18 protein-coding genes are annotated in these 20,211 nt (G+C 66.3%); 7 read left to right on the top strand and 11 right to left on the bottom strand.

The window, feature by feature from the left end; all coding sequences use genetic code 11:
- Positions 1-23: 23 nt before the first annotated feature.
- From paaI to paaA, 8 genes are all read right to left on the bottom strand, one after another.
- Positions 24-461: a hydroxyphenylacetyl-CoA thioesterase PaaI gene (paaI, locus tag ACFFJK_RS20625; RefSeq protein WP_379681554.1), complete on the bottom strand. Its 438-nt coding sequence runs from the start codon at positions 459-461 to the stop codon at positions 24-26.
- Entirely contained in the window at positions 451-2,004 is a 1,554-nt protein-coding gene (gene paaH / locus ACFFJK_RS20620) for a 3-hydroxyacyl-CoA dehydrogenase PaaH (RefSeq protein WP_379681553.1), read from the bottom strand. The genes paaI and paaH overlap by 11 nt, the downstream gene beginning before the upstream one ends.
- 2 nt (positions 2,005-2,006) lie before the next feature.
- Positions 2,007-2,798: a 2-(1,2-epoxy-1,2-dihydrophenyl)acetyl-CoA isomerase PaaG gene (gene paaG / locus ACFFJK_RS20615; RefSeq protein WP_379681552.1), complete on the bottom strand. Its 792-nt coding sequence runs from the start codon at positions 2,796-2,798 to the stop codon at positions 2,007-2,009.
- Between the two features lie 216 nt (positions 2,799-3,014).
- Complete coding sequence (gene paaE, locus ACFFJK_RS20610; protein ID WP_379681551.1) at positions 3,015-4,091, bottom strand: 1,2-phenylacetyl-CoA epoxidase subunit PaaE; 1,077 nt, start codon at positions 4,089-4,091, stop codon at positions 3,015-3,017.
- Between the two features lie 16 nt (positions 4,092-4,107).
- Positions 4,108-4,620 carry a 1,2-phenylacetyl-CoA epoxidase subunit PaaD gene (paaD, locus tag ACFFJK_RS20605; RefSeq protein WP_379681550.1) on the bottom strand — a complete coding sequence of 171 codons (513 nt, stop codon included), beginning with the start codon at positions 4,618-4,620 and terminating at the stop codon, positions 4,108-4,110.
- Positions 4,620-5,381 carry a 1,2-phenylacetyl-CoA epoxidase subunit PaaC gene (paaC, locus tag ACFFJK_RS20600; RefSeq protein WP_379681549.1) on the bottom strand — a complete coding sequence of 254 codons (762 nt, stop codon included), beginning with the start codon at positions 5,379-5,381 and terminating at the stop codon, positions 4,620-4,622. The genes paaD and paaC overlap by 1 nt, the downstream gene beginning before the upstream one ends.
- 20 nt (positions 5,382-5,401) lie before the next feature.
- Complete coding sequence (gene paaB, locus ACFFJK_RS20595) at positions 5,402-5,686, bottom strand: 1,2-phenylacetyl-CoA epoxidase subunit PaaB (protein WP_159701094.1); 285 nt, start codon at positions 5,684-5,686, stop codon at positions 5,402-5,404.
- A gap of 95 nt (positions 5,687-5,781) precedes the next feature.
- Entirely contained in the window at positions 5,782-6,771 is a 990-nt protein-coding gene (gene paaA, locus ACFFJK_RS20590) for a 1,2-phenylacetyl-CoA epoxidase subunit PaaA (protein ID WP_379681548.1), read from the bottom strand.
- Positions 6,772-6,865: 94 nt separating this feature from the next.
- Between paaA and paaX the strand changes: the two genes are divergently transcribed.
- From paaX to ACFFJK_RS20570, 4 genes are all read left to right on the top strand, one after another.
- Positions 6,866-7,795: a phenylacetic acid degradation operon negative regulatory protein PaaX gene (gene paaX / locus ACFFJK_RS20585; RefSeq protein WP_379681547.1), complete on the top strand. Its 930-nt coding sequence runs from the start codon at positions 6,866-6,868 to the stop codon at positions 7,793-7,795.
- Positions 7,796-7,854: 59 nt separating this feature from the next.
- Entirely contained in the window at positions 7,855-9,003 is a 1,149-nt protein-coding gene (locus ACFFJK_RS20580; RefSeq protein ID WP_379681546.1) for a M14 family metallopeptidase, read from the top strand.
- Positions 9,004-9,067: 64 nt separating this feature from the next.
- Entirely contained in the window at positions 9,068-9,304 is a 237-nt protein-coding gene (locus ACFFJK_RS20575) for a hypothetical protein (protein ID WP_379681545.1), read from the top strand.
- A 113-nt stretch (positions 9,305-9,417) separates the two neighbouring features.
- On the top strand, positions 9,418-14,562 hold the full coding sequence (locus tag ACFFJK_RS20570) for a type I secretion C-terminal target domain-containing protein (RefSeq protein WP_379681544.1): 5,145 nt from the start codon (positions 9,418-9,420) through the stop codon (positions 14,560-14,562).
- 47 nt (positions 14,563-14,609) lie between these two features.
- On the opposite strand, the gene ACFFJK_RS20565 is transcribed toward ACFFJK_RS20570, so the two are convergent.
- Together ACFFJK_RS20565 and pmbA are read right to left on the bottom strand one after the other, a co-directional pair.
- Entirely contained in the window at positions 14,610-14,873 is a 264-nt protein-coding gene (locus ACFFJK_RS20565) for a hypothetical protein (protein ID WP_379681543.1), read from the bottom strand.
- A 24-nt stretch (positions 14,874-14,897) separates the two neighbouring features.
- The gene (pmbA, locus tag ACFFJK_RS20560; protein WP_379681542.1) at positions 14,898-16,274 is read right to left on the bottom strand and encodes a metalloprotease PmbA; all 1,377 of its coding nucleotides are present in this window, start codon (positions 16,272-16,274) and stop codon (positions 14,898-14,900) included.
- A 117-nt stretch (positions 16,275-16,391) separates the two neighbouring features.
- Here pmbA and yjgA point away from each other — a divergent pair, with 117 nt between their 5' ends.
- Genes yjgA through ACFFJK_RS20545 form a run of 3 tightly spaced genes read left to right on the top strand, consistent with a single transcriptional unit; the run spans position 16,392 to position 18,313 of the window.
- Positions 16,392-16,994, top strand: coding sequence for a ribosome biogenesis factor YjgA (gene yjgA / locus ACFFJK_RS20555; protein ID WP_379681541.1), 603 nt, complete (start codon positions 16,392-16,394; stop codon positions 16,992-16,994).
- Positions 16,972-17,607: a molybdopterin adenylyltransferase gene (mog, locus tag ACFFJK_RS20550; protein ID WP_379681540.1), complete on the top strand. Its 636-nt coding sequence runs from the start codon at positions 16,972-16,974 to the stop codon at positions 17,605-17,607. The genes yjgA and mog overlap by 23 nt, the downstream gene beginning before the upstream one ends.
- A gap of 40 nt (positions 17,608-17,647) precedes the next feature.
- Positions 17,648-18,313, top strand: a complete 666-nt coding sequence (locus tag ACFFJK_RS20545) for an alpha/beta hydrolase (RefSeq protein WP_379681539.1) — start codon at positions 17,648-17,650, stop codon at positions 18,311-18,313.
- A gap of 181 nt (positions 18,314-18,494) precedes the next feature.
- On the opposite strand, the gene ACFFJK_RS20540 is transcribed toward ACFFJK_RS20545, so the two are convergent.
- The gene (locus ACFFJK_RS20540; RefSeq protein ID WP_379681538.1) at positions 18,495-19,820 is read right to left on the bottom strand and encodes an aspartate aminotransferase family protein; all 1,326 of its coding nucleotides are present in this window, start codon (positions 19,818-19,820) and stop codon (positions 18,495-18,497) included.
- Between the last annotated feature and the right edge of the window lie 391 nt (positions 19,821-20,211).

Below are 20,211 nucleotides of genomic sequence, written 5' to 3'. Positions count from 1 at the left end.
CCTCGTCGTCTTGCAAAAAGCTTTTACTCCCCGACCTCGGCCACCAAACCGCTGACGCGGTGCGACTTCCCGCGGAACAGCGCCACCTTGCGCCCGTCCTGGTTGGTCACGGTGATGTCGTAAACGCCGGTTTTACCTTGCAAGGCCTGCTCCACCGCCTCGGCCACCAGCACGTCGCCCTCGAAGCCCGGCGCCAGGTAGTCGATGGTGCAGCCGGCGCCCACGGTATTGAAGTTGTGCGAGTTGCAGGCAAAAGCGAAGGCGCTATCGGCCAGCATGAAGATATAGCCGCCGTGGCAGGTGGCGTGCCCGTTGAGCATGTCGCCCCGTATGCGCATCGACATGCGCGCATAGCCGGGGCGGATCTCGTCAAGCAGCATGCCCAGGGCCTGGCTGGCCGGGTCGCGCTCGTACATGGTCTTGCCGGCGAGTATAGCCAGCGCCTGTGGGTCACGAAGCATGGAAGGTCGCTCCGTGCGGATTGGCAGCGATCTTCCGGCGCAGCAGCGGCGACACGCGGTAGCGGTCTTCGCCATAGGTGGCGGCAAGATTCGACAGGACGGCGACGATGTGCTCGAGTCCGACGCTGTCTGCCCAGGCGAGCGGGCCGCGCGGGTAATTCACTCCTTTTTGCATCGCGATGTCGACGGCGCGGGCGCTGCACACGCCCTGGTTGACGGCGTCGGCCGCTTCGTTGGCCAGCATGGCGACGGTGCGCATCACGGCCATGCCGGGCACGTCGTCGAGGCGGGTGACGGCAAAGCCGGCGGCCTGGAACATCCCGACCACGGCATGGTAGGCGGCGTCGCTGCACTGGTCGGCGCGGGCCAGCGCGATGCGGGTGGCGCCGGAGGCATCCAGCAGCAGGTCGTAGACGACGGTGTCGTCATGCCAGCTCTCGGCGGCACGCTCGGTGGCGCTGCGGCCATCGGTGAGATAGACCGCGGCGCCGTTGCATACGAAGCCGGGCGCAGCGTCCAGGGTCTCCTCGCGCGGCAGCGCATAACCGGCAGCGGCGAGGCGCGCGGCCAGCGCTGCGATCGCGTCGGACTCGTTGCCGACGATCGAGACCGATTCCGGCTTCGCTTGCGGTGCTTCGGTCTGCACGGCAGGTTTCTCGACACCCTCGCCATAACGGTAAAAGCCGCGGCCCGTCTTGCGGCCCAGGAAGCCGGCGTTGACCAGTTCCTGCTGCAGGATCGAGGGCGTGAAGCGCGGGTCGCCGAAGTAGGCGTCATACACCGAGTTCGTGACCGAGAAGTTGACGTCGTGGCCGATCAGGTCCATCAGCTCGAACGGGCCCATGCGAAACCCCCCGCAGTCGCGCAGCACGGCGTCGATCGTCGCCGGGTCGCCGGCCTGTTCCAGCAGCAGGCGCAGGCTTTCCGCGTAGTATGGACGGGCGACGCGGTTGACGATGAAGCCGGGCGTCGACTTCGCGTGCACCGGGTTCTTGCGCCAGCTTTCCGCGGTGGCGTACACGGTGTCCGCCACGGCCTTGTCGGTGGCGATGCCACTGATGACTTCGACCAGCGCCATCAGCGGCACCGGGTTAAAGAAATGCATGCCTACCAGGCGCTCCGGACGGCGCAGCGGTGCGGCGATCGCGGTGACCGAGATCGACGAGGTGTTGGTGGCGAGGATGCAGTCGTCGCCGACCACGCCTTCCAGCTCAAGGAACAGCGCGCGCTTGGCGTCCAGGTTCTCGACGATGGCCTCCACGACCAGCGCAGCCGCGGACGCTTCCTGCAGCGTGCCGATGCGTTGTAGTCGCGCGCGCGCCTGGTCGGCGTCAAGCGCGGCCATGCGCCCCTTCTCGACCAGCTTGGCGTAGGTCTTGCCGATCTCCAGGATGGCCTTGTCGGCCGCGTCCGGACGGGTGTCGAACAGCAGCACCTGGTGGCCGGCGCTGGCGGCTACCTGCGCGATACCGGAACCCATGGCGCCGCTGCCGACGACGGCGACGATGTTGCCCTTGGGGAGTGGGTCGGGAAGTGCCTGCATGCTTACTCTCCCTTGAAGTGCGCCGGGCGCTTGGAGATGAAGGCGGCGACGCCTTCGCGGTAGTCGTGGCTGTAGCCCAGTTCGCGCATCATCCCGGCCTCCAGCTTGAGCTGTTCCGGCAGCGTGTTGGCCCAGCTGGCCTGCAACGCCTTCTTGGTGAAGGCCAGGCCCTTCGTGGGGGCGGCGGCGAAGTGCTCGGCCATGGCCATGGCCTGGTCCATCAGGGCTTCGTCCGGCACGCAGGCCCAGATCAGGCCCCATTGCTCGGCCTTCTCGGCGCTCAGCTTGTCGCCCAGCATGGCCAGGCCCGTGGCGCGCGCGTGGCCGATCAGGCGCGGCAGGTGCCAGGTGCCGCCGGTGTCGGGGATCAGGCCCAGCTTGCAGAAGGCTTCGATGAAGCTGGCCGATTTCGCGGCCAGCACGATGTCGCATGCCAGCGCCAGGTTGGCGCCGGCGCCTGCGGCCACGCCGTTCACCGCGCAGATGACCGGCATGGGGAGCGATTTGAGCGTCAGGACCAGCGGGGCGTAGAACTTCTCGACCGATTCGCCGAGGTCCACGCCCGGGGCGCCGGGTTCGACGGCGCGGTCGGACAAGTCCTGGCCGGCGCAGAAGCCGCGGCCGGCGCCGGTGAGGACCAGCACGCGCACGGATTTGTCGGCCTGCAGCTTGTCCAGGGCGTCACGCACTTCGAGGTGCATGGCCTGGGTGAAGCTGTTCAGGCGGTCGGGGCGGTTCAGGGTCAGGAGGGCGATGCCGCTGTCGATCTTGAACTGGATGGATTCGTAGGTCATGGGGTCTCCAATTTTTATTGTTGTCCTCTGGTTCCGACGGTCGCATCACGACAGTCTGGAACCCATATTCCTTTGTTACCCCTGAGTCGTCATCCCGGCGAAGGCCGGGATCCAATTCCGGTGGTATGCCACAAACGTCAAATTGGGTTCCGGCCTGCGCCGGAACGACGGTCTTTAGGCTAACGGTGCAATCAGGCTATACCGCTATGCTTGCGCTTACTCAGCGATATCGAAGTCCACCACCACCTTGTCGGTGATCGGGAAACTCTGGCAGCTGAGCACGAACCCGCGCGCCACTTCGTAGTCTTCGAGCGCATAGTTCACGTCCATCTCCACCTGCCCGTCGAGCACCTTGCAGCGGCAGGTCGAGCACACGCCGCCCTTGCACGAGTAGCGCATGTCGATGCCGGCGCGCAGGCCCGCATCGAGGATGGATTCCTTGTCCTTGTCCATCGTGAAGCTGGCCGCGTTGCCGTCCATGATCACGGTGACTTCGGTCTGGTGCTGCTGGCCTGCTTCGACCTTGCGCGGCTTGTGCTCGTGCTTGGGGATGCTGGCCGCGAACAGCTCGATGCGGATTTTTTCCTTGGCCAGCCCGGCCTGCTGCAGCGCGCGCGAGACGCCGTGCATCATGTCTTCCGGGCCGCAGATGAAGGCGACGTCGATGTCCTTGATGTCGATCCAGTGACGCAGGAAGTGGCCGCACTTTTCTTCGGTGATGCGGCCGTTGAACAGTTCGATGTCCTGCTGCTCGCGGCTCATCACATACACCAGCTTGAGCCGGTCCATGTAGGTGTCCTTGAGATCGGTCAGCTCGTCGCGGAAGATCACGCTCGACGAGGCGCGGTTGCCGTACACGATGGTGAAGCGGCTTTTCGGCTCGGCCTTCAGGGTCGTCTTCACGATCGACAGGATCGGCGTGATCCCGCTGCCGGCAGCAAAAGCCAGGTAGTGGCGCTCGCTGTCGGGATCGAGCAGCACGTTGAAGTGTCCCATCGGCGGCATCACCTCGAGCGTGGCGCCGGGTTTCAGGTGCTCGTTGGCCCAGGTCGAGAACAGCCCCCCTTGGGTGCGCTTGATCGCCACGCGCAGCACGTCGTCCTGCACCGCCGAACAGATGGAGTACGAACGGCGCACGTCCTCGCCGTCGATCATCGCGCGCAGGGTCAGGTGCTGGCCCTGCTGGTAGGCGAATTGCGGCCTCAAGTCGGGCGGCACGTCGAAGGTCACGGCAATGGCGTCGCGGGTTTCGTGCTTCACCTTGGCCACGGTCAGTGGATAGAATTTGCTCATCGGTCTCGTTGTGCTCTCAGTGGCACTTGAAGTAATCGAAAGGCTCGCGGCAGTCGAGGCACTTGTACAGCGCCTTGCACGGCGTCGAACCGAACTCGCTGGTCAGCTGGGTGTGCGGCGAGCCGCAGTTGGGGCAGGCGACTTCCGGCGCGGCGCGGCGGCGGATGCCGGCGTGCAGGCCGCTGATGTCGATCGCCTGCTGCACTGGTGGCGCAATGCCGTAGCCCTTCAGGGCGGCCTTGCCGGCCTCGCTCATCCAGTCCGTCGTCCAGGCGGGCGACAGGCGGCTGACGATGCGCACGTTTTCCAGGCCTTTCGCCCCCAGTGCTTCCTTTACCGCGTCCGCGATCACCTGCATCGCCGGGCAGCCGGAGTAGGTTGGCGTGATCGTCACCACGCAGGTGTCGTCTTCAAACACGACGTCGCGCACGATGCCGAGATCGACCACCGAGATGACCGGAATCTCCGGGTCGGCGACTTCGCCGAGCCAGTCCCAGACCTGCTCCAGGCTGACACCCAATGCGTTCATTACCACTGCGCTCCCGGATAGGCGCGCTGCAGGAACTGCATTTCGGCCAGGATGTAGCCGAGGCGCTCGGTGTGCCGCCCCTGCTTGCCGCCGCGCTGCATCCAGGCGTCCACTGGCGGCATGGTGAGGGTGGCTTCGTTCAGCACATCGGCCAGGTGGTCGAGGAAGTTCTTGCGCAGCGGTTCGACAGCCGGGGCCACGCCCTGCTCCACCATGGCGTTGTCGATCTCGTCGTAGAGGAACATCTCGCCGCTGTACATCCACAGCTCGTCCAGTGCGGTCTGCATCTTCGCGTGGCTCGTTTCCGTGCCGTCGCCCAGGCGCACCACCAGGTCGCCGGAGCGGCGCAGGTGGTAGGTGACTTCCTTGATCGACTTCTGCGCGATCTCGGCGATGCGCGGGTCGTTTGATTTGGTCAGGCCGTCCATCAGGAAGTAGTGCCAGGTATCGAACAGGAACTGGCGCACCATGACGTCGGCATAACTGCCGTTCGGCTGCTCGACCAGCAGGCAGTTGCGGTAGTCGTGCGCGTCGCGGTGGAAGGCCAGGCGGTCTTCGTCGCGGCCCTTGCCTTCCAGCTCGCCGGCGTAGGTGAGCCACATGCGGGTCTGGCCCAGCAGGTCGAGCGCGACGTTCGACAGCGCCATGTCTTCTTCCAGCGCCGGGCCCTTGCCGCACAGCTGGCACAGCTGCTGCGACAGGACCAGGGCGTTGTCGCCCTGGCGCAGCAGGTAGTCGATTTTCGCGGTGTTAGCGTCCACGGCATTCATCTCCGGCTGCGTCACAGGTTCTTGACTTCTTCCGGCATCGGGAAGAAGGTCGGGTGGCGGTACACCTTGCTGTTGGCCGGCTCGAACAGCGCTTCCTTGTCGCTCGGGCTGCTGGCCACGATATCCTGGGCGCGCACGACCCAGATGCTGACGCCTTCGTTGCGGCGGGTGTAGACGTCGCGCGCGTTATTGATCGCCATCTCGGCGTCGGGCGCGTGCAGGCTGCCCACGTGCTTGTGGGCCAGGCCGTGCTGGCTGCGGATGAAGACTTCCCACAGGGGCCACTCTTTGCTCATTCGTTATCTCCGTATTCTTTTATGCGGTCATGCGGGGGCTGGTTGGACGCGTGGGCGGGAGGACCCGCCCACCCTACAAAGGCGGCCCCGTCAAATCAAGCGACTGCTTTACGGGCGGCCTGCTTCTCGGCGTGGGCAACCAGCGCGTCGCGGAACCATGCGCCATCTTCATAGGCCTTGACGCGGGTGCGCAGGCGCTCGCGGTTGCAGGGGCCGTTGCCCTTCAGGACGTTGTGGAACTCGCTCCAGTCGATTTCGCCGAAGTCGTAGTGGCCGCGTTCTTCGTTCCACTTGAGGTCGGGGTCGGGAATCGTCAGGCCCAGGTATTCGGCCTGCGGCACGGTCTGGTCGACCATGCGCTGGCGCAGCTCGTCGTTCGAGAACAGCTTGATGCGCCAGGCCGTGGACTGCGCGCTGTTGACCGATTCGGCATCCGACGGGCCGAACATCATCAGGGACGGCCACCACCAGCGGTTCAGCGCATCCTGCGCCATGGCCTTCTGCTCGGGCGTGCCGCGGGCCAGGCTCATCATGATGTCGTAGCCCTGGCGCGCGTGGAAGGACTCTTCCTTGCAGACGCGGATCATGGCGCGCGCGTACGGGCCGTACGAGCAGCGGCACAGCGGGATCTGGTTGATGATGGCCGAGCCGTCCACCAGCCAGCCGATGGCGCCCATGTCGGCCCAGCTCAGGGTCGGGTAGTTGAAGATGCTCGAGTATTTCGCCTTGCCCGAGTGCAGCGCCTGCAGCAGCTCGTCGCGCGACACGCCCAGCGTCTCGGCGGCGCTGTACAGGTACAGGCCATGGCCGGCCTCGTCCTGGATCTTGGCCAGCAGCACCGACTTGCGCTTGAGCGTGGGCGCGCGCGTGACCCAGTTCCCTTCCGGCAACTGGCCGACGATCTCGGAATGCGCGTGCTGCGAGATCTGGCGGATCAGGGTCTTGCGGTAGGCCTCGGGCATCCAGTCCTTCGGCTCGATCTTGATGCCGGCGTCGATGCGCGCCTGGAACGCCGCCTCATCAAGGCTCATGTCTTCCTCGGTACGGACTTTCTTGAGTCCGGTCTCCACCATCTGTGCGTACATGTCTGGTCTCCGTTGCAAACCTACTCGATCCATAATACGATACAAAAAATCGGATGTACATCAAAATTTTGAATCATATTGCGACTGAGCCAACATGACACAACGCACCAGCGGCGAGTGGATCGACCACTTCCTGACCATTGATCCGCCGCGCCACAAATCGCTGGTGATGACCGTCTGCGGCGACGCCATCGCCCCGCACGGCGGCGCCTTCTGGCTGGGCAGCATGATCGAATTGCTGGCGCCGCTCGGCGTGAGCGACCGGCTGGTGCGCACCAGCGTGTTCCGCCTGGTCCAGGAAGGCTGGTTGATCGCCAGCCGCGAGGGACGGCGCAGCCGCTATGCCCTGGCGCCGAAGGCGCTGCCGCGCTTCGAGCGCGCCAACCGCCGCATTTATTCGCCGCCGGGACTGGACTGGGACGGCCGCTGGATGGTCGTGCTCGCGCCCAACGGCAGCATCGACGGCGACCTGCGCGCGCTGCTGCGCAAGGAACTGGAATGGGAAGGTTTTACGATGCTGGCCACCGGCGTGATGGCACACCCGGCGCCGGACCGCGACACGCTGCGCGAGATCCTGGCGCGTGCCGGCGCCGCCGGCAAGGTGTTCGCCTGCGAGATGGCCGAGTGGCCGGGCACGGGCTCGCGCCCGCTGCCCGAACTGGTAGGCGACGGCTGGGATCTGTCCGGCGTCATCGGCAGCTACCGCCAGTTCATCGCCACGTTCACGCCGGTACGGGCCCTGCTGGACAAGAGCGCGCAGATCGGCCCGCAGGACGCCTTCGCCCTCCGCACCCTGCTGATCCATGCCTACCGCCGGGTGCAACTGCACGACCCGATGCTGCCGCTGGCGCTGCTGCCCACGCCGTGGCCGGGCACGGATGCCTACGAACTGGCGAAGGATATCTACCGCCTGACCCAGGCCCAGGCCGAAGAACACATCATGGCCATGCTGCGCAAGGAAGACGAGGCGACCCCGCAAGCCGACCGCGTGTTCTACGAGCGCTTCGGCGGCTTGCTTGATTGACCACCGCGCCGTTGCGGTATCATCAGCGTTTTAGTCAACACCCTTCGACAGGACACACCATGTCTATCAAGATCAGCAGCCAGTTCGACGCTGGCGCCATCGAGGTCGTGAACGCCACGAGCGCGAACGCCATCGACCTGAACATCCGCAAGGACTCGCACGCCGACATCGTCCAGTGGTTCTACTTCCGCCTGCAGGGCGCGCAAGGCGAACCGTGCACGATCCGCTTCCTCAACGCCGGCCAGGCCGCCTACCCGAAGGGCTGGGAAGGCTACCAGGCGATGGCCAGCTATGACCGTGTGAACTGGTTCCGCGTGCCGACCTCGTACGACGGCCAGGTGATGACGATCGAGCACACCCCGGGCATGGACAGCGTCTACTACGCCTACTTCGAGCCGTACTCGTGGGAGCGCCACCTGGAGCTGCTGGACCGCGCCCAGATGTCGGAGAACGTGCGCATGCTCGACCTGGGTTCGACCGTCGACGGCCGCGACCTGAACATGCTGGTCATCGGCGAGCCGTCGCCGGAGAAGAAGAAGGTCTGGGTGATCGCACGCCAGCACCCGGGCGAGACGATGGCCGAGTGGTTCGTGGAAGGCATGCTCGACGCCCTGCTCGACCCGGCGCATCCGTTCGGCCGCCAGCTCCTGAAGGAATCGGTGTTTTACGTGGTGCCGAACATGAACCCGGACGGCTCGGTGCGCGGCAACCTGCGCACCAACGCGGCCGGCGCCAACCTGAACCGCGAGTGGATGAACCCCTCGATGGAGCGCAGCCCGGAAGTGTTCCTGGTCCTGAAGAAGATGCACGAAACCGGCGTGGACATGTGCCTCGACGTGCACGGCGACGAGGGCCTGCCCTACGTGTTCGTGGCCGGCAGCGAATCGCTCCCGACCTGGACCGACGAACAGGCGCAACAGCAGCAGCGCTTCATCGAGGACTTCAAGATCGCCAGCCCGGACTTCCAGGACGTGCACGGCTACGGCCAGACGCCGTTCACCGACGAAACGCTCACCATGGGCTCGTCGCACATCACCCATGCCTTCGGCTGCCTGTCCCTGACCCTGGAACTGCCGTTCAAGGACAACGCCAACGACCCGGACCCGCAGGTGGGCTGGGACGGCGCCCGCAGCGCGCGCCTGGGCGCGGCGGTGCTGCAGCCGGTGCTGAACCACGTGCGCGCACTGCGCGAAGCAGCCGGCAAATAAGCACGTGCCGGGTGGCGCGCAGCCTGCGCAGCCGCCTGGCAGTCATCCACCCGACGAGACCACCATGACCGTATTTTCCGCCCCCGTGTTCGACGCCACCGTCGTGTATGAAGGCCAGGAGCTGTTCAAGGGCCGCGGCGCGGCCCAATCCTGGGCCGAAAAAGTCGCCAGGGAGATCGAGACCGAAGTGACGGTCGAGAAGATCGGCACCGGCTGGGCCTTGAAGGCCACGGTCGATGGCGAAACGCGCACCTGGGGCATCTTCGGCCAGCGGCTCAGCCGCCTGGAGCAGGCCGGCTGAACCCGCATGCCGTTGCGTACAAGCCGCATACCTGCTTATGCGTTGTAAGTACAAGTAGACAGGAATTCATGAGTACGTGATAGTTGCGGCTCATAAAGTTTTGTCTACTTAACATGAACAGCGCTGACCTCCCCGCCTTCCCGGGCAAGCTCCTCCAACTTGGCGCGCAATCCGGCGCATCGTCCGCCACTGCGGATACCCAAGCCCCCATCCTGATCGACGCGCCGCTGTGGAACGGTCCGATCACCGACAACCAGCTCGTCTTCACCTTCAACGAACCGGTCCGGCTCGGTACAGGCCTCGTGATGCTGAGGACGCAATCGGGCGACGTCCTGTATGCCTCCGTCGTCGAAGGCAGCCAGCACATCATGGTGTCCGGCAATTCGGTGACGTTCACGCCGCCCAAGGCACTGCAGTACATGACGAGCTACCGGGTCACCTTCGGTGGCGGCGCGATCCTGGACAACGCCGGAAACAGCGCCGTCAGCGACAATTCCCCCGACCTCGTCGTCGACTTCAGCATCGGGCTCAGTCCTGTTGCCGTCGGATGGACCGGCACCGACGCTGCCGAGACCATGCACGGAAGTCACCTGGAGGACGCGCTCGATGGGGGTGGCGGCGACGACCGCCTGTACGGTTATGCCGGCAACGACATCCTGAGGGGTGGGGATTTATCTGACGGAAACGATTTTCTCGACGGGGGCGAGGGCGACGACATGCTCTACGGTGGCCCCGGCAACGACGAACTGCGCGGCGGCCTCGGCGACGATCTGCTCGTCGGCGGCGCCGGCGACGACATTCTCGACGGGATGGGGGGCAATGACAGCCTCTTCGGCGACGACGGCAACGACAGGCTGGTGGCCGGGATCGACTCGACCGGCCTCCTGAGTGGCGGCAGCGGGGACGATCTCCTGGTCGGATACGGCACCGTCGATTTCCTCGGCGGCGACGGCAACGACACCCTCGATATCACGCTCGCCGGCCCCGCTGGCCGGCTTGCCGTGGCCGACGGCGGCAGCGGCGACGACAAGCTGATCATCCGATTCACGGACCAGACGACGGCACGGCTGGAACTGACGGGCCGGGACGGCGTCGACACCTATGTCCTGGACAGCCGCGCAACACAGCCGGGCGCAGGCGTTCAGGTGCGCGTGACCGATTTCACCGCCGGCGCGGGCGGAGACTTGATCGACGCCAGCCTGCTGCTGCCCGCAGGTTATGCCGGCAATCCGTTCACGGACGGCATCCTGCGCCTGTACGCCGACGGGGCCGACACCTTGTTCGAGCGTAGGCTGCCCGGCGACAACGCCGCATACCAGACGATCCTGCGCCTCAGCGGCGTCGAGGCCCGCGAGCTCGGTGTTGCAAACTTTGTGGGCGGCATTGTCCCGTCGGTCTGGACCAAGGGAGCGACGATCACCGGCACCGCCGAGGCCGACAGACTGCATGGCACTGACCTCGACGACACCATCGACGGCCTCGGCGGTAACGACTTCCTGGAAGGCGAAGACGGCGACGACCTGCTCATCGGCTCCGACGGCAACGACTTCCTGCGTGGCGGCAAGGGGAGCGACCGGCTGATCGGCGGCATGGGTGACGACGTGCTCCATGACTTTGCCCATCCGGGTGAGCGCAACATCCTCGAAGGCGGGGAAGGCCATGACGAGCTGGTCGTGGGCGGCACCGGCACCAACCTGCTCGACGGCGGCAGCGGAAACGACCGGCTATACGGCGGGAACGGCGACGACACCCTGCTTGGCGGCGAAGGCAACGATACCTTGAGCGTGAACGCCACGGGAACGCATGCCCATGCCGTCGTCCTCGACGGCGGCGCCGGCAATGACCGGCTGAACATCTCGGTGTCGAACGCCGCGACGACCGTCACCGCGCGCGGCGGCAGCGGCGCCGACACCTTCCAGCTGGAGCGGATGGATGGCAGCCTGCGTATCGCCGACTTCAGCGCCGCCGACGGCGACCAGCTCGACCTGCGCGGCTTCCTGCCGGCCAACCTCGGCGGCAATCCGTTCGGCACGGCCGGCTACCTGAAAATGGAACAGGCGGGCGCCGACACCCTGCTCTTTGCCGACGCCGACGGCGCGTCCGGAAGCAGCCACCAGTTCCGCCTTGTCGCCACCCTGACCGGCGTTGCGCTGTCGTCGCTGACCAGCGCAAACATCGGCAACAACTACGATCCGCACGGCAGCAGTGTCGGCAGGATCATTACCGGCACGGCCGAGCCTGATTACCTGGTCGGCACCGAGTTCGACGATGTCATCACCGGCCTGGGCGGCGACGATATCATCGACGGCGGCAAGGGCGACGACGATATCGACGGCGGCGATGGCGACGACAGGCTGACCGATCTGTCCGGCGCGGGCAGCATCGACGGCGGCGCCGGGAACGACACCATCATCGCGTCGATCACCCTGGACCGCATCGAAGGCGGCAGCGGCAACGACACCATCTCGGTCAAGGCGGCCCCCGGCAGCGCCGGCCTGCCGGCGCTGTCCATCAACGGCGGCGACGGCGACGACAGCATCAGCCTGCAAGGCGCGGACAGCGCCCTGCGCCCGGTCGACGTCACCGGCGGCGCCGGACGGGACACCTACCGCTTCGAGTACCACGCACCCCACCTTCCCTTGCTGACCATCCTGGACTTCCAGGCCGGGGCCGGCGGCGACGTGCTCAATGTCTTCACCATGGCGCCGGGCCTGACCGGCGACAGCAACCCGTTCGCCGCTTCCGACCGGCTGCGCCTGGTCCAGCGCGGTGCCGATGCCGTGCTGCAGCGCGACCGGGACGGGGCCGGCGGTCCTGAGACCTGGATCGACACGGTCGTGCTGCGCAATACCTCGGTCGCGGCGCTGTCGAACGAGAACTTCAGCGAGGGCGCGCGTCCCGATGGATCGCCGACAGGCTGGGTGCGCACCGGATCGGCGGAGGCGGATACCATGCAGGGCGGCGTCCTGCCGGACGAGTTGCACGGCGGCGCGGGCGACGACGTCCTGCACGGCGGCGGCGGCAACGACAAGCTGTATGGCGACGGCGGGAACGACCGGTTGGACGGCGGCGAAGGCGACGACCTGCTGTCGGGCGGCGACGGCGACGACTTCCTGTTCGATCTGCATGGCAGCAACCGGATGGAAGGCGGCGCCGGCAACGATGTGCTGCATACCGGCAGCGCCGGGAACAGCGTGCTGCTCGGTGGCGATGGCAATGACGCGCTCCATGCGGGAGGTCTTGGCGACCTGCTCGACGGCGGCGACGGCGACGACCTGCTGGAAGTCCGGCTGGGACACTACGTCAAGCCAGGGGGCACGGTCACCTTGCATGGCGGCAACGGCAACGACCGCATCCACGTGACGCCGAGTCCGGCGCTCAACGTGATCGCAGAAGGTGGCGCCGGCAGCGATACCTATGTGATCAACAGCTTCGCGCCCGCATCGATGCTGACCATCCTGGATTTCCAGGCCGGGCCGGGCGGGGACCTGCTCGACATCTTCGATCTCCACGGATTTCCCCGGCTGGACGCCTCGCCTTTCGCCAGCGGGCACTACCGGGTGGAACAGCGCGGCGCCGATACCGTCATCGCGATCGACGCCGATGGCGCGGGACCGATGCCGCAACAGGACCTGGTCACGCTCAAGAACCTGGACAAGAACACCCTGACGGCCGACAACATGGCCCACGGCCTGCGGCCCGATGGCAGCAAGGAGGGCGTCACCTGGGAGGGAACCGCGGGCAACGACACCTATACCGGCGGCTGGCTCGACGATATCATCCGGGGCGGCGCCGGCAACGACATACTCGACGGCCACTTCGGCAAGGACATCCTCGACGGCGGCGACGGCGACGACGAGTTGTACGACGAGAACGGCGGCGACACCTTGCTGGGCGGCGCCGGCAACGACTACCTGCAAGGCTCGGGTAGAGGCATCCTGCGCGGCGGGGACGGCAACGACGTCCTGGTGGTCTTTTCCGGTACGGTGCCCACTTCCGCCGTCTTCGATGAGCTGACCATGGACGGCGGCGCCGGCGACGACGTGCTCAACTTCGTCTGGGACAGGCTCGGGGATTGGGTGGTGCGTGCCAACCTGCTGGGCGGTGCCGGCCATGACGTGTTTCGGATTAACAAAAATCCTTTTAACAAACCAAGCATCATATTCAACGTCACCGGCGGTACCGGAAGCGACATCTTCGAAGCGCGTGGCCACGCCTATACGGTAACGGATTTCCAGGCGGGAGCGGCAGGCGACAAGATCGCACTGTCCAGGCTCGGCATCGATCTGAAGACGATCCCGGATCCGTTCGCGAAAGGCTACCTGCGCTTCGTCCAGTCCGGCGCGGACGCGGTCCTGGAAATGGATGCCGACGGCACGTCCGGCGCCGGCACCTTCACCACCGTCATGGCGCTCAAGGGCGTCAGGGTGGGTGACATCACGGCCGAGAACATCGTCGAAAATGTCCAGTACGGCGTCGTTGCGCCGCCTCCGCCTCCGCCGCCTCCGCCACCTCCGCCGCCGCCTGCCCCACCTCCACCGCCGCCGGCCCCGCCTCCCGTCGCCACCGAGCCGCCGGTCACCCGGATCGGCAGCGCGGGCAACGAAGTGCTCAGCGGCGGCAGCGGCAACGACCTGCTCGACGGCGGCGACGGCAACGACGTGCTGGTCGGCGGCGCCGGCAACGACATCCTGATCGGCGGGGCCGGCATCGACAGCGCCCGCTACGCCGGCGCCGCCGCCAACTACACGGTCACGCGCACGGCCGACGGCTTCCGGGTGGTGGACAAGCGTGGCGCCGGCGGCGACGGCACCGACACCCTGTCCGGCATCGAGCGCATCGCCTTCGCCGACGGCGCCATGGCGCTCGACATCGACGGCGTGGCCGGCCAGGCCTTCCGCGTCTACCGCGCCGCCTTCGACCGCGCACCGGACCTGGCCGGCATGGGTTACTGGCTGTCGGTGATGGACGGGGGCGAATCGCTGTTCGACGTCGCCCGCGGCTTTGCCGCCTCGAAGGAGTTCGCCGACCTGTACGGGACGGCGCCGACCAATGCCGAAGTCCTGATGCGAATGTACAAGAACGTGCTGCACCGCGATCCGGACCCGGCCGGCTACGCCTACTGGCTCGATATCCTCGACACCGGGAGGGCCGATGTGGCCAACGTGCTGGCCCACATGAGCGACAGCACCGAAAACCGTGAGGGCGTGGCGGAACTGATCGCCAACGGCATTCCGTTCACGCCGTGGGGAGGGTGACGGCAGCGGGCGCCTGCGGACAGGTCAGGCGGCCGGCAGCCAGGTGATCAGAGTTCGACGCCCAGGTGGGTATGCACCCACGCGTTGGCGTCCTCCGCGCTGTCGAAGGGGAGGGTCGCGATGGTGGTCTTGTCCGGCGCCAGGAAAGCGACATAGACCTTGCGGCTGTCGTTGCCGGAGCTGAGCAGGTCCGATGCCTGCGACAGCTCGACCGTGGCGACCAGGTCGAGGTTGAGCAGCACGGTCTTCTGGCTGCCGAGCACGGCCTTCTGGCTAGCGCTGTCCTTGTCGATGCGTACGAACTTGCTCATGTTGTGCCTCCGCTCATGTTCTTCTTAGCTGCCTGCCACGACCATTTTCTCGATCAGGATCGAGCCGGTCGACTTGTTGCCGCGGGTGAGGACATCGCCGCCGATGGCCACGATCTGCTGGAACATCTCGCGCATGTTGCCGGCGATGGTGATTTCCTCGACCGGGTACTGGATGACGCCGTTCTCGACCCAGTAGCCGGAGGCGCCGCGCGAATAGTCGCCGGTGACGTAGTTGACGCCCTGGCCCATCAGCTCGGTGACCAGCAGGCCGGTGCCCATCTTGCGCAGCATGCCTTCGAAGTCGTCGGCGCGTTTCGTCTGGCTCGACACCAGGTCGAGGTTGTGCGAGCCGCCGGCATTGCCGGTGGTCTGCATGCCCAGCTTGCGCGCCGAGTACGAAGACAGGAAATAGCCCTGCAGGACGCCATTGTCGACCACCTTGCGGCGCACGGTGCGCACGCCTTCCTCATCGAAAGGAGCGGAGCCGACCGCGCCGATCAGGTGCGGGTCTTCGACGATGGTGATGTGGTCGGGGAAGATCTGCTTGCCGAGCGTATCGAGCAGGAAGCTGGACTTGCGGTACAGTGCGCCGCCCGAGACCGCCTGCACGAAGGCGCCGAGCAGGCCGGCGGCCAGCGGGGCCTCGAACAGCACCGGGCAGGTGCGGGTGTCGAGCTTGCGCGCGTTCAGGCGCGCCAGCGCGCGCTCGGCGGCGTAGCGGCCCACGGCTTCCGGCCTGGCCAGCCTGGACGGGTCGCGCGACGAGGTGTACCAGTCGTCGCGCTGCATCTTGCTGCCCTTGCCGGCGATGGGGGCCACGGAAATCGTGTGGCGCGAGAACGGGTAGCCGCCGATGAAGCCGCGCGAATTGGCGCCGACAAAATGCGATTGCTGCACGTAGACGCTGGCGCCTTCGCTGTTGGTCACGCGCGGATCGACCTCGAAGGCCGCGTTCTCGCAACGCTGGGCGATCTCGACGGCTTCCTCGGTCGAAATCTGCCAGGGATAGAACAGGCGCAGGTTGCGCGGGTTCGTTTCCAGCAGTTCGGCGTCCGGCAGGCCGGCGCAGTCGTCTTCGGCGGTGAAGCGGGCGATGTTCCAGGCCGCTTCCACGGTATCCTTCAGGGACTTGGCGGAGAAGTCGGAGGTGTTGGCGTTGCCGCGGCGCTGGCCGTAGTAGACGGTGACGCCGATGCCCTTGTCCTTGTTCTGTTCGATGGTCTCGATCTTGCCTTTACGCACAGAAACCGACAGGCCGCTGCCTTCGCTGATCTCGACCGAGGCGTCGGTGGCACCCTGCTCTTTCGCGAAGGCCAATACGTCGCGGGCGAGCTGTTTCAGCTGGTCCTGGGTGTGGGTGAACACGGCGGTAGGCGCGGAAGTCGGAGCGGTGTCGTTCATGTCGTGTTTTTCGTAGCGAGCCCTAAAACAGTTATCATAGCAGCCGTTTACAGTTTTCACTGATCGGCCCAGCGCAATTGAAACAACGCCGGATCAATCGGAATCAATTTAAAAATTATGCCTAATCCAAACCGCGGCTCCGTGGGCTTCCAGTCCAACGAGTTCGACCAAGAATACGACCGTCCATCCAAGTCTGAACTCAAGCGCCAGTCGAACGAGTTGCAGAAGCTCGGCGAACAGCTGGTCGAGGCGCCGCGCGACCGCGTCAAGCGCGTGGAAATGCCGGAGGACGTGAAGGAAGCCATCCTCGCGTGCCAGACCATCACCAACCACGAAGGCCGCCGCCGCGCCCTGCAGTTCGTGGGCAAGAAGATGCGCACCCTGGGCGAAGAGGAAGTCGACGTCATCCGGCGCACCATCGAGGGCTGGAAGGGCGCATCGAAGGCGGAAACCGCCGCCCTGCACGCACTGGAGCGCCGCCGCGAGAAGCTCCTGGCCGACGACAAGGCCCTGACCCAGCTGCTCGAAGAGAACCCGGAACTGGACGCGCAGCACCTGCGCACCCTGATCCGCAATGCGCGCAAGGAGCAGGCGGAGAACAAGCCGCCGAAAGCCTACCGCGAGATCTTCCAGATCCTGAAGGACCTGGGCAAGAAATCGAAGCCGGCGGATGCCGGCGACGACGAGGAAGCCGGCGATGACGAGTCCGACGACGCGTGATTCCGAACCGGCTCACCATGAGCTGATCATTGGCCTGGTGTCGGTCTCCGACCGCGCCAGCGGCGGCGTGTACGAAGACAAGGGCATCCCGGCCCTGAACGCGTGGCTGGCGCAGGCCATCACCACGCCGTTCCGGGTCGAGACCCGGCTGATCCCGGACGAGCGCGCCGAGATCGAGCGCACCCTGGTCGAGCTGGTCGACCATGCCGGCTGCCACCTGGTCCTGACCACCGGCGGCACCGGCCCGGCGCGGCGCGACGTGACGCCCGAGGCGACGCTGGCCGTGGGCACCAGGGAGATGCCTGGCTTCGGCGAGCAGATGCGCCAGATCAGCCTGCGCTTCGTGCCCACCGCGATCCTGTCGCGCCAGACCGCTGTCATTCGCGAAACTGCGGACCATGCGGCCCTCATCATGAACCTGCCGGGCCAGCCGAAGTCGATCAAGGAAACCCTCGAAGGCCTGAAGGACGACGCCGGCAACACCGTCGTCGGCGGCATCTTCGCCGCGGTCCCCTACTGCATCGACCTGATCGGCGGCCCCTACATCGAAACCGATCCTCTCGTGAGCAAGACCTTCCGCCCGAAGTCGACGCTGCGTCCTCCTGCCGCCTGATCGCGCTCATCGCACACCGAGAACATCGCAAAGGAATCCCATGGAGCTGTTGCAAAATATCGAAATCGAAACCGCGCCGAATCCCACCGTGGCGGTCATCTGGCTGCACGGCCTGGGCGCCGACGGCAACGACTTCGTGCCGCTCGTGAACGAGCTGGACTTGAAGGGCCTGCCGGGCATCCGCTTCGTGTTCCCGCATGCGAAGACGATGCCGGTAACGATCAACGGCGGCTACGTCATGCGCGCCTGGTACGACATCACCGGCGCCGAACTGACCCGCCGCGAGGACGAAGGCGGCCTGCGCGCCTCGCAGCGCGACGTGGAAGCGCTGATCGCACGCGAGAAGGCGCGCGGCATCCCCGCCTCGCGCATCATCCTGGCCGGCTTCTCGCAGGGCTGCGCCATGACGCTGCAGACCGGCATGCGCCATCCGGAGAAGCTGGCCGGCATGCTGTGCCTGTCGGGCTACCTGCCGCTGGCCACGTCCGTCGCAAGCGAGCGCACCGAAGAAAGCCTGGACACCCCGATCTTCATGGCCCACGGCACGCACGACAACGTGGTGCCCTTCGCACGGGCGCGCGAGTCGAAGGACGTGCTGGTGTCGCTGGGCTACCAGGTCGAGTGGCACGAGTACATGATGCAGCACACGCTGTGCCTGGAAGAGGTGCAGGACATCTCGAAGTGGCTCAGGAAGGTGGTGGCGTAGGGTGGACGGCTCCACCCTGCCATGCGAATGATCGGGCTGCGGATGCCGTCCGCGCGTTCAACGACGACATGAATGACCGCTCGATCTGTTCGGCCGGGATTTGAACGCGTGGCCGGCGCACCTGACACCGACTGAGCGCCCTACCGGGTGGAGCCGCCCACCCTACGATTACACGGCGGCGCTACTGCCTGAGCGCCGCCTCCACCGCGTCCGCCAGCCGCGACACGATCTCCGACAGATCCGCCGCCGTCGCAATGAACGGCGGCGCCAGCAGCACGTGGTCGCCGACCTGGCCATCGATCGTTCCGCCGGCCGCATACACCATCAGCCCGTTCTCCATGGCCTTGGCCTTGACCGCCGCGTGCAGCCTGCGCTCCGGCGCGAACGGCGCCTTGGTGGCGCGGTCCTGCACGAACTCCAGCGCCATGAACATCCCGCGGCCGCGGATGTCGCCGACGTGCTCGTGCGTCCCGAACACGTCGCCCAGCATGCGCCGTAGCGTCGCGCCGCGGCTGCGCACGCGTGCCAGCAGGTCGTCGCGCTCGATCACCTTCTGCACTGCCAGCGCCGCCGCGGCGGCCACCGGGTGGCCGATATAGGTGTGCCCATGCTGGAACACGCCGCTGCCGCCCTTCAGGCAGTCGGCGATGGTCTGGTGCGCCAGCACCGCGCCGATCGGCTGGTAGCCGGCGCCCAGGCCCTTGCCCACGGCGATGATGTCCGGCGCCACTCCCTCCTGCTCGATCGCGTACATGGTGCCGGTGCGGCCCATCCCGCACATTACCTCGTCGGCGATGAACAGGATGCGGTAGCGGTCGCAGATGTCGCGCACGCCCTGGAAGTACCCCGGCGTCGGCGGAATGGCACCGCCCGTCGCGCCCACCACCGGCTCGGCGCAGAAGGCGATGATGTTGTCCGGTCCGGCCCTGAGGATCTGGGTTTCCAGCTCATCGAGCAGCCCGGCGGTGTAGTCATCCGTGCTCTGGTGCGCGGCGCGGCCGCGGTATTCGTAGCAGGCCCCAACGCGCACCGTGTTCATCAGCAGCGGCGCGAAGTCCTTGCGGCGCGGCTCGTTGCCGCCCACCGCCAGCGCGCCCAGCGTGTTGCCGTGGTAGCTCTGGCGCCGCGCGACGAACAGCGTGCGCTGCGGCTCGCCGGCCTCCACCCAGTACTGGCGCGCCAGCTTGAGCGCGGCCTCCATCGCTTCCGAGCCGCCCGAGACCAGATAGACGCCTGTGAGCTCCTGCGGCGCGCCCGCAACCAGGCGGTCGGCCAGCTCCTCGGCCGCGTCGGTGGTGAAGAAGGCGGTATGGGCATAGGCGCAGCGGTCGATCTGGCGGTGCATGGCGGCGACCACGTCCGGGTGTCCGTGGCCGAGCGAGGAGACGGCGGCGCCGCCGCAGGCGTCGATGTAGATCCGGCCGGCCTTGTCGCGAATGCGGATGCCGTCGCTGGATACCGCGATCGGCGGCACCTGGCGCAGGTTGCGGTGGAGGATATGGCTCATTGCGACTCCTTCGTGGTGGACGGCTTTGACGATAAGCGTGCAGCGGAGGGGGTCTTTTGATTTTTACTGGACGGTATGCAATTATTTCCAATTACAACACCCGTTCCACAGCCGGAGGGCATGCAGGTGGGACGAGGCGGCGGGGTGTGAGGCGAGGCTGCCGGACCAGGGCGGGTGCGTTGCGGCGTGCGCCGGAACGACGGTTCTACGGTCAGCTTGACAAATACCGCTGAAGCCCGATCGGAGAAAAACTGAAACAACGTCGTCCCGGCGAAGGCCCTAACCTAGCCCCACATCTTTGCAAGTCTCCAACCCTGCATCACTCCGTTGAACCGCTGGAGGCCGTGCAGCATGGTAATAGGGCCAGCCTTGGTTTCGCTAGGGCTGCCCT

This window comes from Massilia consociata (assembly GCF_042432755.1).
Classification (GTDB): Bacteria; Pseudomonadota; Gammaproteobacteria; order Burkholderiales; family Burkholderiaceae_D; genus Telluria; species Telluria consociata.
This window is presented reverse-complemented; position numbering and strand designations above follow the sequence as displayed.

Bases quoted from the DNA above. Each gene is read 5' to 3' on its own strand.
- paaG (WP_379681552.1), bottom strand. From the start codon at position 2,798: ATGACCTACGAATCCATCCAGTTCAAGATCGACAGCGGCATCGCCCTC.
- pmbA (WP_379681542.1), bottom strand. From the start codon at position 16,274: ATGAACGACACCGCTCCGACTTCCGCGCCTACCGCCGTGTTCACCCAC.
- yjgA (WP_379681541.1), top strand. From the start codon at position 16,392: ATGCCTAATCCAAACCGCGGCTCCGTGGGCTTCCAGTCCAACGAGTTC.
- paaB (WP_159701094.1), bottom strand. From the start codon at position 5,686: ATGAGCAAAGAGTGGCCCCTGTGGGAAGTCTTCATCCGCAGCCAGCAC.
- ACFFJK_RS20565 (WP_379681543.1), bottom strand. From the start codon at position 14,873: ATGAGCAAGTTCGTACGCATCGACAAGGACAGCGCTAGCCAGAAGGCC.
- paaE (WP_379681551.1), bottom strand. From the start codon at position 4,091: ATGAGCAAATTCTATCCACTGACCGTGGCCAAGGTGAAGCACGAAACC.
- paaX (WP_379681547.1), top strand. From the start codon at position 6,866: ATGACACAACGCACCAGCGGCGAGTGGATCGACCACTTCCTGACCATT.
- ACFFJK_RS20575 (WP_379681545.1), top strand. From the start codon at position 9,068: ATGACCGTATTTTCCGCCCCCGTGTTCGACGCCACCGTCGTGTATGAA.
- paaA (WP_379681548.1), bottom strand. From the start codon at position 6,771: ATGTACGCACAGATGGTGGAGACCGGACTCAAGAAAGTCCGTACCGAG.
- paaH (WP_379681553.1), bottom strand. From the start codon at position 2,004: ATGCAGGCACTTCCCGACCCACTCCCCAAGGGCAACATCGTCGCCGTC.
- ACFFJK_RS20580 (WP_379681546.1), top strand. From the start codon at position 7,855: ATGTCTATCAAGATCAGCAGCCAGTTCGACGCTGGCGCCATCGAGGTC.
- ACFFJK_RS20540 (WP_379681538.1), bottom strand. From the start codon at position 19,820: ATGAGCCATATCCTCCACCGCAACCTGCGCCAGGTGCCGCCGATCGCG.
- mog (WP_379681540.1), top strand. From the start codon at position 16,972: ATGACGAGTCCGACGACGCGTGATTCCGAACCGGCTCACCATGAGCTG.
- paaD (WP_379681550.1), bottom strand. From the start codon at position 4,620: ATGAACGCATTGGGTGTCAGCCTGGAGCAGGTCTGGGACTGGCTCGGC.
- ACFFJK_RS20570 (WP_379681544.1), top strand. From the start codon at position 9,418: ATGAACAGCGCTGACCTCCCCGCCTTCCCGGGCAAGCTCCTCCAACTT.
- paaI (WP_379681554.1), bottom strand. From the start codon at position 461: ATGCTTCGTGACCCACAGGCGCTGGCTATACTCGCCGGCAAGACCATG.
- ACFFJK_RS20545 (WP_379681539.1), top strand. From the start codon at position 17,648: ATGGAGCTGTTGCAAAATATCGAAATCGAAACCGCGCCGAATCCCACC.